10 protein-coding genes are annotated in these 12,959 nt (G+C 38.8%); all 10 read left to right on the top strand.

The features are described from left to right. The first annotated feature begins 168 nt into the window (after window positions 1-168). A complete protein-coding gene (locus tag ODR02_RS07245; protein WP_309511982.1) occupies window positions 169-585 on the top strand; it encodes an RrF2 family transcriptional regulator in 417 nt (138 codons plus the stop codon). A gap of 81 nt (window positions 586-666) precedes the next feature. Next, window positions 667-1,380 (top strand): phosphoadenylyl-sulfate reductase, encoded by a 714-nt coding sequence (locus ODR02_RS07240; RefSeq protein WP_309511981.1) that lies wholly within the window; start codon window positions 667-669, stop codon window positions 1,378-1,380. 12 nt (window positions 1,381-1,392) lie between these two features. Continuing rightward, a complete protein-coding gene (gene cysD / locus ODR02_RS07235; RefSeq protein ID WP_209784386.1) occupies window positions 1,393-2,301 on the top strand; it encodes a sulfate adenylyltransferase subunit CysD in 909 nt (302 codons plus the stop codon). 87 nt (window positions 2,302-2,388) lie between these two features. Next, entirely contained in the window at window positions 2,389-3,627 is a 1,239-nt protein-coding gene (locus tag ODR02_RS07230; RefSeq protein WP_309511980.1) for a sulfate adenylyltransferase subunit 1, read from the top strand. Window positions 3,628-3,632: 5 nt separating this feature from the next. Then, window positions 3,633-4,463 carry a serine O-acetyltransferase EpsC gene (gene epsC, locus ODR02_RS07225; protein ID WP_309511979.1) on the top strand — a complete coding sequence of 277 codons (831 nt, stop codon included), beginning with the start codon at window positions 3,633-3,635 and terminating at the stop codon, window positions 4,461-4,463. A 22-nt stretch (window positions 4,464-4,485) separates the two neighbouring features. Next, the gene (cysK, locus tag ODR02_RS07220; protein WP_309511978.1) at window positions 4,486-5,397 is read left to right on the top strand and encodes a cysteine synthase A; all 912 of its coding nucleotides are present in this window, start codon (window positions 4,486-4,488) and stop codon (window positions 5,395-5,397) included. Between the two features lie 23 nt (window positions 5,398-5,420). Next, window positions 5,421-6,266 carry a uroporphyrinogen-III C-methyltransferase gene (gene cobA / locus ODR02_RS07215; protein WP_309511977.1) on the top strand — a complete coding sequence of 282 codons (846 nt, stop codon included), beginning with the start codon at window positions 5,421-5,423 and terminating at the stop codon, window positions 6,264-6,266. Then, window positions 6,256-7,968, top strand: coding sequence for a diflavin oxidoreductase (locus ODR02_RS07210; RefSeq protein WP_309511976.1), 1,713 nt, complete (start codon window positions 6,256-6,258; stop codon window positions 7,966-7,968). The genes cobA and ODR02_RS07210 overlap by 11 nt, the downstream gene beginning before the upstream one ends. A 42-nt stretch (window positions 7,969-8,010) precedes the next feature. Continuing rightward, complete coding sequence (gene cysI / locus ODR02_RS07205) at window positions 8,011-9,687, top strand: assimilatory sulfite reductase (NADPH) hemoprotein subunit (RefSeq protein ID WP_309511975.1); 1,677 nt, start codon at window positions 8,011-8,013, stop codon at window positions 9,685-9,687. A 392-nt stretch (window positions 9,688-10,079) separates the two neighbouring features. After that, complete coding sequence (locus ODR02_RS07200) at window positions 10,080-12,956, top strand: TonB-dependent receptor (protein ID WP_309511974.1); 2,877 nt, start codon at window positions 10,080-10,082, stop codon at window positions 12,954-12,956. Window positions 12,957-12,959: the final 3 nt, after the last annotated feature.

The raw sequence follows: 12,959 nt of genomic DNA, 5'->3' as shown, positions 1-12,959 counted from the left end.
AAATGTTTGATTTTTTTAAGCTTAATTGAACTCCTCGACAGTTTATTTCTTACTTAAAATCAACTTAAGTGTTTTTAAAATCTTTTGTGACTTTTACAGTTAAATGCAAAGTCTTCAACCATAAAAACATTTCATTTATACAATAATTTATCATAACTTGCAGGAATTATGATGTCGAAACGTTGCAAATATGCGCTTAAAGCAATGGTCAGATTAGCAAGGAATTATAACCAGGGCTTTCTGCCAACCTCCGTTATTGCACAAGACGAAAACATCCCCAAGAAATTTTTGGAACAAATTCTTCTCGAACTTAAAAGAGCCAAACTGGTGAACAGTAAACAAGGCAAAGTAGGAGGATATTACTTGCTGAAATCACCCGACGAGGTCTCATTAGCAGATATTTACCGTATTTTCGATGGGCCTATTGCTCTTACGCCATGTGTATCTCTAAATTTTTATGAAGCATGTGATGATTGTGTAGATGAAGCGGTCTGTTACTTAAGAAAAGAATTAATGATCGTTCGTGAAAAGACCAGAACAAGCATGATGGAGGCCACTCTGACTAAGTTTATCAATAACAATTAATTTTTTTTATTTAAATTCTACTATTTTGATAGGAGTTATAGAATTTTGTATATATTTGCAAGACTTAAATCTCAATTCAAAATGAAAAACAGTCTGGAAAATGAATACGAAAATCTTGTAAAAGAGGCTAGTGAAGCTTCTTTTCAAACAAATGGGCTGCAAATACTGACCGAAAGATTCCCGGGAGAAGTTATCTTTTCAACCAGTTTCAGTTACGAAGATCAGGTTATCACTCATCTGATAAAAGATTTAACTATTGAAATATTCACGCTTGATACCGGAAGACTTTTTGAACAAACCTATGAAACCTGGACCTCCACAAAGGCTTTTTTCAAAAAGAATATCAAAGCCTACTATCCGGATACTGAAGAACTCAGGGAATTTGTAACCGAAAATGGACCGGATTCATTCTATCAGTCCGTAGAAAAAAGAAAAGCGTGCTGTACCATCCGAAAGGTTCACCCTCTGAGAAAAGCACTGGAAGACTATAAAGTATGGGTTACAGGCCTGAGGTCAGAACATTCTCCCAACAGGCAAAATATGCCCCAGCTGGAATGGGATCCGGATAATAAGATAATAAAATTTCATCCTATCCTTCACTGGACTACAGAACAGGTGACAGCATATGTAAAAGATCATCATCTGCCCTACAATCATCTTCATAAAAAAGGATTTGTAAGCATAGGATGTGAGCCTTGTACCAGAGCCATCAAAGAAGGAGAAGATTTCAGAGCAGGCCGTTGGTGGTGGGAAGATGCCAACAAAAAAGAATGCGGTCTGCATATTCATCAATAAAAAAAGAAAAAAATGTCAATACATCAGTTCAATTATTTAGATCAGTTAGAAGCTGAATCTATTTATATATTAAGAGAAGTAGCCGGTCAGTTTGAACGTCCTGCCTTATTATTCAGTGGTGGAAAAGACAGTATTGTACTGGCTCATCTGGCAAGAAAAGCATTCTTCCATGGCAAAATACCGTTTACCTTTGTTCATGTAGATACCGGACACAACTTTCCGGAAGTTCTGGATTTTCGTGATCAGCTGGTAAAGCAGTTAGAGGTCAATCTGGCTGTAAGGAAAGTGGAAGACACGATAAAAAGTAAAAAATTAACGGAGGCCAAAGGTAAATTTCCAAGCAGAAACTGGCTGCAAACTTATACACTTCTTGATACGATTGAAGAATTTGAATTTGATGCCTGCATCGGAGGAGCCAGAAGAGATGAGGAAAAAGCCCGCGCCAAGGAAAGAATATTTTCCGTCCGTGATGAATTCGGGCAGTGGGATCCTAAACTTCAGCGTCCTGAGCTATGGAATATCTTCAATGGAAAAATTCACAAAGGAGAAAATGTAAGAGTTTTCCCTATCAGCAACTGGACAGAGCTTGACATCTGGAACTATATCCGAAGAGAAAAAATTGCACTTCCTTCCATTTATTTTTCGCATGAAAGAGAAGTGGTAGATTTTAACGGTCAGTGGCTTGCCAATTCCTCACACGTCTTTTTAGAGCCGGAGGATATTATCACTACCAAAAAAATACGCTACCGTACCGTTGGAGACATGACCTGTACCGCTGCAGTAGAATCCAATGCGGTAACAATAGATGCCGTAATCGAAGAAATTGTAGCGACCAGAATTTCAGAACGTGGCGAAACAAGAATTGACGACAGAGTGACAGAAGCCGCCATGGAAGACAGAAAAAAAGGAGGCTATTTTTAATCAATGATAAAAGATAATTGATCAACGATCACACAGAATATTTTTATCAATTATTATTTATCACTTATCATTTATAACAAAAATCGGATGGATATATTAAGATTTATAACAGCAGGAAGTGTAGATGACGGTAAAAGTACCCTTATCGGCAGACTGCTTTACGATAGCAAAAGTATTTTACAGGATCAATTGGAAGTCCTTGAAAAACATTCTAAAAATAAAAATGAAGACGGGGTAGACCTTGCTCTTCTAACAGACGGATTGCGTGCAGAAAGAGAACAGGGAATCACTATTGATGTTGCCTACCGTTATTTTTCAACGGCAAAAAGAAAATTTATTATTGCTGATGCTCCCGGACATGTGCAATATACCCGTAATATGATCACCGGAGCATCCAATTCTGACCTGATGGTCATTCTGATCGATGCCCGAAAAGGTGTGATAGAACAGACCAGAAGACATTCCATCATCGCCTCTTTATTACAGTTGAAGAAAGTTGCGGTAGCCATCAACAAAATGGATATGGTGGATTATGCAGAAGATGTTTTTGAAAATATAAAATCAGAATATACAAAAATTGCAGAAAATCTGGGATTAAATGACGTAAGCTATTTTCCGATCTCTGCATTAAAGGGCGACAATATTGTTTCAAAATCATCAAAGACAGATTGGTATGAAGGAAGCTCTCTTCTTGAGTATCTTGAAGAAGTAACTTTAAATGAAGAAAAAAACAATGGAAGCCGTTTTCAGGTTCAGTATGTGATTCGTCCTCAAACGGAGGAACTGCATGATTACCGAGGCTATGCCGGGCAGATACTTAGTGGAAAATTCACCAAAGGAGACAAAATTCATATTCTTCCTGCAGATCTTACGACTGAAATTACGAAGATAGAGATCAATGGCGTTGAAAAAGAAGAGGCATTTGAAGGTCAGCCTGCAGTGATTCACCTTGCTCATGATGTAGATGTCAGCAGAGGAGATATTTTTGCAACGGAAGAACATGTTCCTACCGTTGAAAAAGACCTTGAAATTCTGTTATGCTGGCTTGATCAGAAGCCTTTGCAGCCAGGGAATAAATATCTGTTGCAACAGAATAGCAGACTTGTCAAAGCCGTTGTGAAAGAAGTAGATTACAAGATCAATGTTAATACTCTTATCAGAGAACAGGCAGATGGGGAAATTAAACTCAATGAAATTGTGAAAGTTACCCTACGAACGGCACAGCCTTTGGTCTATGACAGCTTTACCAATAATAAAACAACGGGCTCTGCCATTTTGGTAGATGAAACGTCCAATTCAACGGTAGCAGCCTGTATAATTCAATAGAAAAAATGGCAATTTCCGATCAATTAATTGAAAGAATTCATCAGACAAAGCAAAACAGCATTCATGGATTCTTTGATAAAATAAAGACCAAAAAATGGGTTAAGGATTTGTATGAAACACTTTTCCTGCCTCAGACTGACAATACTGAAGAGCAGCTGAAAAGAAATTTCGATGCTCTGCAGGAAACACTATCTGACTTAATTAATACCGTTGCAGGAGATAAAAATATTACAGAAAAACAAGTCAATCAATTTTTTGAAGCCTTGCCGGAGTTATATAATCAGTTGGTTCTGGATGCAAAATCTATTCTGGAATTTGATCCGGCAGCAGATTCTCTGGAAGAGGTATATCTGGCATATCCGGGCTTTTTTGCCACCTATGTCTACCGTATTTCGCACCAGCTTTGGAGTCAGGAAGTGAAGATTCTACCGCGGGTCATTTCAGAATATGCCCACAGTAAAACCGGAATTGATATTCATCCCGGAGCTACCATCGGCAAATCTTTTTTTATTGATCACGGAACAGGAATAGTGATTGGAGAAACAACCATTATTGGAAACAATGTCAAAATCTATCAGGGAGTAACCCTCGGAGCCTTGAATGTTTCCAAAGAAAAAGCCCATCAGAAAAGGCATCCCAATATTGAAGATGATGTGATTATCTATTCGGGAGCCACCATTCTGGGAGGCGAAACAACCATAGGCAGAGAAAGTATCATAGGAGGAAATGTCTGGGTAACCCAAGATGTTCCTGCCAACTCTCTGGTCTACCACAAAAGTGAAATAAAAATAAAGGATAATACTTCATTACCGGAATCATTAACCTTTGTGATTTAAAAAAACAAAAAAGTACATTGATATGAAATTTCAGAACGCATTAGAAACGATTGGAAACACACCCGTCGTAAAAATTAATAAACTCTTCAATTCAGATCATGAAATCTGGATCAAACTTGAAAAAAGCAACCCTGGCGGAAGCATTAAAGACAGAATTGGTCTGGCCATGATAGAAGATGCAGAAGCGAAAGGATTATTAAATAAAGACAGTGTCATTATAGAACCCACGAGTGGAAATACAGGGATAGGACTCGCTTTGGTAGCTGCTGTAAAAGGATACAAACTGATCCTTGTCATGCCGGAAAGTATGAGCATTGAACGCCGTAAAATTATGGAAGCGTATGGAGCAGAATTCGTACTTACCCCAAGAGAAAAAGGGATGAAAGGAGCCATTGAAAAAGCCAATGAGCTTGCTGAAGAAACCCCCAATTCATGGATTCCAAGACAGTTTGACAATCCTGCCAATGTAAAAGTACACGTAGAAACCACCGCACAGGAAATTTTAAAAGATTTCCCGGATGGCCTGGATTACATCATTACAGGAGTAGGAACCGGAGGACACATCACCGGAATTGCAAAAGCAGTAAAGGAAAAGTATCCTAATGTAAAAGTAATTGCTGTAGAGCCGGAATTATCTCCCGTACTCAGCGGAGGAAGCCCCGCACCACATCCATTACAAGGACTCGGAGCTGGATTTGTTCCTTCCATTCTGGATATTACTCTTTTAGACGGAGTAATCACAGTAGGAAAGGAAGAAGCTTATGAATACGCCCTCAATGCCGCTAAACAAGAAGGTCTTTTTGTGGGAGTTTCCACAGGAGCCGCTCTAGCAGCCATTGCAAAACATTTACCGGAAATACAACCTAACGCTAAAATTCTCACCATCAATTACGATACCGGAGAAAGGTATCTGTCCGTAGAAGGACTCTTCTAAATCCTTAAATAACACCTACTTCAATGAAAACAAACATAAAATCACCAAAGGTCTTCCTTATCGGTGCAGGGCCCGGCAACCCTGAACTGATCACTGTAAAAGCAGTAAAAGCAATCGCAGAAGCAGATGTCATCTTATGTGACCGCCTTGTAAGTCCGGAGATTCTGGAAACCTACGTCAATGAAAACACTGAAATCATCTATGTAGGGAAAGAATGCAGTAAAAATGCTTCCACACCGCAGTCTCATATCAATACTTTGATGGTGGAATATGCCCTTCAGAACAAAACTATTGTCAGGCTTAAAGGAGGAGACGTTTCTATATTCTCCAATATTCTGGATGAATTGCAGGCTTTAAAACACAATCATATCCCTTACGAAATTATTCCGGGAATTACAGCCGCATTAGGAGCCGCCGCATTTGCAGGGATGCCTTTAACAGCAAGAGGATATTCTACATCAGTACGTTTTCTGACGTATTATAAATCAGAAATTGTGAGTGAAGAATACTGGAAAGAGCTTGCTTTAACCAATGATACCCTTGTTTTCTATATGTCTAAAGGAAATCTGACTCCTCTTGTGGAAAAGCTGAAACAGCTTGAGATTTCAGGTGATAAAAAAATTGCAGTCATTGAACAGGCGACAACGCCTTTCCAAAAGGTGTACACCTCATCATTTGATGATTTTAATGAAAAATTCGGAGACAAAAACTTTGCTTCACCTTCATTGGTTGTTGTGGGCAAAATTGTTAACCTTCACGAAGAATTTTCATGGCTGGAAAATGCCGAACAGGAAGGTCTTTACTTTAAATCAGTGGAAAACGGAAGTCTAATCCCTACAACTCAAAATTTCTTTGAATATGCTGTCTGAAACTAAATTAAATGTATTAAAACAAATATCCGGAGACTTATCCAGAGATGAAGCCATTTGGGCAAGCGGATATCTTGCCGGTATTGCCGGAGGATCGTCACTGACCGCCGTACTGCCGCCTCAGGAAACGAATAGTATTACACAGAATGTTGTAAAGAAAATAACCCTGGCTTACGGAACAGAAACCGGAAACAGTAAAAAATTAGCGACAGCTTTGGCAGGTATTGTGAAGAAAAAAGGACTTCAGGTAAAACTGGCCGACCTTTCTCAGTACAAACCCAAAGATTTGGCTAAAGAAGAGTTTTTCTTCGTAGTGATAAGCACTCAGGGAGAAGGTGAACCGCCAGCGCTGGCCAAAAAGTTCTATGATTATATTTATGAAAATGAAATTAATCTTAGCGGACTTAAATTCGGAGTATTGGCTTTAGGAGACAGCAGTTACCCTCTGTTCTGCAAAACAGGAGAAGATGTAGATTCACGCTTTGAAATATTGGGAGCTCAGCGCGTTATTCCATTAAAGAAATGTGATATCGATTATGAGCAGGAAGCTTCACACTGGATAGAACATGTATTCGAGACAGTTAATAAAAATGCTGGTCAGAGTACAAAAAGTATTTCAGCTCCAAAGGTTTCTGCCGGAAGAAAGAAATACCAGGGAAAAGTTTCAGCAATCATCAACCTAAATGATATTACATCTGAAAAAGAAACCTATCATATCGAAATTGAAACAGATGAAGCTCTTGCTTATCAGCCGGGTGCAGCGTTAGGACTAATTCCTTTCAATTCAAAATCTATAGTAGATGAAATTATTACCCTTACAGGAATTGATCCTCAAAAAAAGATAGAAACAGCAAAAATTACAGATACCGCTGAAGAACTGTTACACAAACATCTTAACATCACCTATCTGCTTAAATCTGTTGTTGTTCAATATGCGAAAATAACAGAACATTCCATTCCGGAAGTCAGATTAAGCCTTCTTGATCTGCTTAGGATTTATCCGGTAAAAAATGCTGATGAATTTGAAGAAATTATTCAGATATTAACCGCTCAGGCTCCTCGTCTGTATTCAATTTCTTCCTCTGTAGAAGCGCATGGGGACACGGAAATTCATATTACGGTCGCTAAATCAGAATTCTTTATAGACCATCAGAAACATAATGGATTATGCAGTGGTTTTCTGAGTGAATTCAAAGAAGGAGAAGATATTGAGTTTTATATTCAGGATGCAGGACACTTCAAATTGCCTCAAGCTGATAAAGATATCATCATGATTGGTCCCGGTACAGGAATAGCTCCTTTCAGATCATTCCTCTGGGAGCGTGATGCAACAGGTGCGGAAGGAAGAAACTGGTTGTTTTTCGGGGATAGAAGCTTCGTGTCAGACTTCCTTTATCAGGCAGAACTTCAGGATTTTATTAAAACAGGCAGTCTCACTCATTTAGACCTTGCTTTTTCAAGAGATACCACTGAAAAAATATATGTTCAGCACAGACTGGAACAAAAAGCACAGGAAGTTTTTTACTGGCTGGAAGGCGGAGCATCTGTATACGTTTGCGGAGCCAAAGAACCAATGGCTCGTGACGTAGAACAGACACTTCTCACCATCATTCAGAATGAAGGAAAAAGAAGCAAAGAAGATGCAGCCCTTTATCTGGAAGAAATGGAGCTTAGTGGCAGATATGCCAAAGATGTTTATTAAATGGAATAAAGAAGTAGTCGTAAAAAATTAAAGGAAACAATTATGAACAATGATAAAGAAAACCTTTCACCGGTAGAAAGGATTAAAACCAGCAGTAACGGGCTTAGGGGATCTTTAAAAGAAAGCCTTGCTGATTCTATTACCGGAGCCATAAGGGAAGATGATCAGACGCTGATCAAATTTCATGGAATGTACCAACAGGACGACAGAGACCGAAGGGAAGAGCGTGTTTCTAAAAAACTGGAATGGCTATACTCCTACATGATCAGATTAAGACTTCCCGGCGGCTTTTTAACTCCGGAACAATGGATAGGATTGAATGAAACAGCAGAAGATCATTCCACCGGAACCATTAAAGTAACCACAAGACAAACGATTCAGCTGCATGGCATTTTAAAATCTCATTTAAGACCTACCATCCAAAGCTTCAATCTTCAGCATCTGGATTCTATTGCCGCTTGTGGGGATGTCAACAGAAATGTAACGTGTACAGCCAATCCCTCAGAATCACCTTTGCACAAGGAAGCTTACGAACTGGCAGGGAAAATCAGTGAGATGTGTCTTCCAAAAACCAAATCTTATTATGATATCTGGATTGATGATGAACTTCTGGTGGACCGTAAAGCAGAAGAAGATCCTCTGTATCAGGACAGATATCTTCCGAGAAAGCTGAAAATAGGAATAGCTGTTCCTCCTAATAACGATGTGGATGTATTCATCAATGATATTGCCTTAATTGCTATTATCGAAAATGATAAAATTGTTGGCTACAATATAGCTGCCGGAGGAGGACTTGGTGCCACTCATGGAAACGAAGCAACCTATGCACGTCTTGCCTCCATTCTTGGGTTTGTAGATACGGAAAAAAAAGTTTTGAAGGCTGTCTACGAAATCATCACGGTTCAAAGAGACTTCGGGAACAGAAGCGACCGGAAATTATCAAGATTAAAATATACGATTGATAAATTGGGTATCGACCAGTACAGGGCCGAAGTAGAAAAAAGAACAGGATTCAGCTTTGAACCTGCCAGAGAATTTAAGTTTGAACAGAGAAAAGACCGTTACGGCTGGATTCAAAATCATGAAGGAAAATGGTTTTACACTGTATTTGTAGAGCATGGAAGAATCCTTAATACGGCAGAATATCCTTTAAAATCAGGATTATTAAAAGTAGCGCAGACTGGCAATGCCAATTTCCGTTTTACCTGTAACCAGAACCTTATTCTTGCTGATATTGATGAAAAAGATAAACCAGAAATTGAACATATTTTAAAAGAACACGGAATTTCAGAATATACAAACGGAGCCAGTGCTCTGCGTAAAAACTCTGTTGCCTGTGTAGCTTTGAACACCTGTTCACTGGCATTGGCTGAAGCTCAGCGCTATCTTCCTTCTTTGGTCACAAAAATAGAACCTATCCTTGAAAAATATGGCCTGCGGGACGAAGATATTACCATTCGTATGACCGGATGTCCTAATGGATGTGGGAGATCTCCAAATGCTGAAATCGGATTTGTGGGTACAGCTTATGGAAAATATAACCTTCACATCGGAGGAGACCGTCTGGGAATGCGATTGAATACAAAATTTAAAGAAAATATTGGCGAAGAAGAAATTCTTACAACCCTTGATGAGCTTTTCGGAATTTATGTACAGAAAAGACTTGCAGAAGAAACATTTGGTGATTTTTCATACCGTTACTTACATACCTTAAATTAATTATATGGCTAATTTTCATTATGATCTAAAAAAAAATATAAAAACTAAACCTCTTCATTTTGGGAGACGAATGTGTATGTGTTGTTTATTCTTCAATAACAATACAATCAAAGCTGTTTGAAGTTTTCAATCCAACCACAAAAGTCACAAAAGTTTTTAAACACTTAAGCTTTTTAAGAGCCCAACTTTGTGCATAATAAGAACACCTAAGTTTTGTGAAAATCTTTGATTTTCATCTTTCATCTAATGTGAGCTTTCTACGGCATCATTTTAAACTTACTTAGGTGAACTAAAGTGTTTTAAAATGAGAACTTTTGTGTCTTTTGCGGTTAAAAATAATCAATGAAAAAGTTCAGACAGCTTCATTCTCAAACCTAAAAAATGAAGCAAAAATGAAAAACAAAAAACAGGGAAATTTTCTGCCTAAAGTAGGTATTATCGCATTTACATTTCTATTTTTTAACCTGGCAGAAGCCCAGCAGCAGCTCATAGAACTTAGTGGAAGCATCAAAAATACAGGGACAAGCAAAGGCCTCGATTCTGTAAAAGTATACATCGAAAATACACAGGATAATGCCATCACAGATCAACTGGGAAATTTTAAGATCAGAACAAGAGTTACCATTCCATTTCGGGTGGTTATTCAGAAAGACGGCTTCACCAGCCAGACTGTTGAAATTCTTTCTCCTTCCAACAAAATAACGATAGGTCTTAACCCTCAGAATACGATTATTGATGATGTCGTAATTTCAGCCTCCAGAGTTCCGGAAAAAATATTAAGATCACCGATTGCCATTGAAAAAATTGATATTAAAACCATCAGGGAAAGTCCGGCAGCTTCGTTCTATGAAACATTGGAAAATGTAAAGGGACTGCAGCTTTTGACCTCAAGTCTTACTTTAAAAATCCCTAATTCAAGAGGTTTTAACTCACCCAATAATTTCCGTTTTATGCAGTTGGTAGATGGAGTAGATGTACAGTCAGCAACATTGGGAGTACCATTGGGAAATGCAATAGGGCCTACAGAGCTGGATATTCAGTCTATGGAAGTAACGCCAGGAGCAGCTTCGGCTTTGTACGGAATGAATGCCATCAACGGGCTGGCCAGCTTACAGACCAAAGATCCGTTTACGTCTGAAGGAATAAGCCTTTATTTCCGTGGCGGAGTCAATCATGTAGACCATGTTAATCATAAAATAAGTTCTTTGGGCGAAAGCGCCATTCGCTTTGCAAAGGTGATCAATAAAAATTTCGCCGTTAAAGTCAATGCCTCTTATTTCAGTGGAACCGACTGGATTTCAAATAATCTGACAGATCAGAATCCCGGATCTATGGTAACAGCCAATCCTAATTTTGCTTTGGCCAATAATCCGGCTGAAGATCTTTGGAATAAATACGGAGATGAAAGAAACAACCGTGTTGCTGTAAAAGTAGATTATAACGGAAAGCCTACCACATTTAATGTTTCGAGGACAGGATATCTTGAAAAAGATCTTGTAAGCCCGGATGTAAAAAATATTAAATTCGATGCAGGACTATACTACCGCTTCGGGGATCAGTGGAGAACATCTTATGTATACCGTTATGGCTTGCTGGACGGAACTTTCCAGAGAGGAAATAAAATCCGGTTACAAAATGCCACGGTTCAAAACCATAAAGTAGAACTGACAGGAAAAGAACTGACTTTCAGAGCTTATGTATCCATAGAAAACACCGGAGATTCTTATAATCTGAAACCTTTGGCAGACAATCTGGATTTAACGAATCTTTCCAACACCAACTGGAAGAATATATTTCAAACGGCTCTTCAGAATAACCTGAATGCGGGAGCCAATCTTAATGATGCATTCATCTTAGCCCGTCAGGAAGCAGATAAAAACAGAGCTGTCCCCGGAACTGCTGCTTTTGAACAGTTAAAAAATACCATTATCGGAATCAATAATTGGGATTCAGCTAATGCAGGAATAGCTGGCGCGCCGGCAACCGGTGGAGCCAAACTGGAACAGAAATCCCGTTTCTATCAAGGAGAACTTACCTACGATTTTAGCAGATTTGTAAAGATATTCAATCTTCTTGCAGGAGTAGATTACCGTTTGTACAGCATTACTCCGGATGGAAATAATTTTGTGGATTTTGCCCGTCCAGTAAGCGAAAGAAATATTCCTTTGGCTAATGGTACGTTCGGGAAAGATGTTATTTATCAGAAATATGGAGCTTTTGCTCAGATTACCAAGCTTTTCTTTAATGATAAATTAAAAATTAATGCCGCTTTACGTATTGACAGGAATCCCGAATTTGAAGCCAAACTTAACCCTAGAATAAGTGTTGTTTATTCTCCTGTTAAAGAACATAATTTCAGAGCTTCATTCCAAAACGGATACCGTTTCCCTTCGTTATTTGAAGCACTTTCGTTCGTAAATAACGGAAATGTAAGAAGAGTGGGAGGTCTTTCAAAAGTGAATGACGGACTGGGATATCTGGAAAACTCCTATACCCTGGCTTCTATTGACAAATTTACCTCAGCGGTGAATGCAGCTATAGATGCAGGAAAAACCCAGGCTCAGGCCGCTCAGGATAATAAACAGCTTTTAACAGTAGCCAATCTGCAAAAATTACAGCCGGAAAAAATCAATTCATTTGAAGTAGGGTACAAGTCTACTTTCTTCAATAACAAGCTGGTGCTGGATTGGGATTTCTATTACAATATTTACGAAGGATTTCTTGGTCAGGTAGAAGTAGCTGTCCCAAAAAACAGTCAGGTAGGAAGCAATACCGCTGTACTCGCTATGCTGGACCGAAGCAAACAGGACAGATACAGAGTCTATACCAACAGCAACAATACCTACAAAAGCTATGGAACCTCTTTAGGCATCCGTTATAATATCACAGGAAATTATAATGTCAACACCAATGTTTCTTATAATGATCTTGCGTCCAACAATACCTCAGATCTGTTTATTACGGCTTTCAACACCCCGAAATGGATGGTGAATGTAAGTATCGGAAACAGAGAAATTGTCAAAAACATAGGATTTACCCTTGTCGCAAGATGGCAGAGTGGTTTTATGTGGGAAAGTCCTTTAGCATCAGGAGCAATTCCGGCTTATTATACCATTGATGCACAGGCTACATGGAAGCTTCCTGAAATCCGTGCGAATGTTAAAATTGGGGCTACCAATTTACTGAACAGACGTTATTTTCAGTATGCAGCAGGTCCTGAAATCGGGGGACTGTACTATCTCGCTTTTACTTATGATTTAAAACTGTAATCA

The sequence above is a fragment of the Chryseobacterium sp. CFS2 genome, assembly GCF_036543225.1.
GTDB lineage: Bacteria > Bacteroidota > Bacteroidia > Flavobacteriales > Weeksellaceae > Chryseobacterium > Chryseobacterium culicis_A.
Note: the sequence above shows the minus strand (reverse complement) of the source record. Positions and strands in the feature narration are given on the sequence as shown.

Bases quoted from the DNA above. Each gene is read 5' to 3' on its own strand.
- ODR02_RS07245 (WP_309511982.1), top strand. From the start codon at position 169: ATGATGTCGAAACGTTGCAAATATGCGCTTAAAGCAATGGTCAGATTA.
- ODR02_RS07240 (WP_309511981.1), top strand. From the start codon at position 667: ATGAAAAACAGTCTGGAAAATGAATACGAAAATCTTGTAAAAGAGGCT.
- cysD (WP_209784386.1), top strand. From the start codon at position 1,393: ATGTCAATACATCAGTTCAATTATTTAGATCAGTTAGAAGCTGAATCT.
- ODR02_RS07230 (WP_309511980.1), top strand. From the start codon at position 2,389: ATGGATATATTAAGATTTATAACAGCAGGAAGTGTAGATGACGGTAAA.
- epsC (WP_309511979.1), top strand. From the start codon at position 3,633: ATGGCAATTTCCGATCAATTAATTGAAAGAATTCATCAGACAAAGCAA.
- cysK (WP_309511978.1), top strand. From the start codon at position 4,486: ATGAAATTTCAGAACGCATTAGAAACGATTGGAAACACACCCGTCGTA.
- cobA (WP_309511977.1), top strand. From the start codon at position 5,421: ATGAAAACAAACATAAAATCACCAAAGGTCTTCCTTATCGGTGCAGGG.
- ODR02_RS07210 (WP_309511976.1), top strand. From the start codon at position 6,256: ATGCTGTCTGAAACTAAATTAAATGTATTAAAACAAATATCCGGAGAC.
- cysI (WP_309511975.1), top strand. From the start codon at position 8,011: ATGAACAATGATAAAGAAAACCTTTCACCGGTAGAAAGGATTAAAACC.
- ODR02_RS07200 (WP_309511974.1), top strand. From the start codon at position 10,080: ATGAAAAACAAAAAACAGGGAAATTTTCTGCCTAAAGTAGGTATTATC.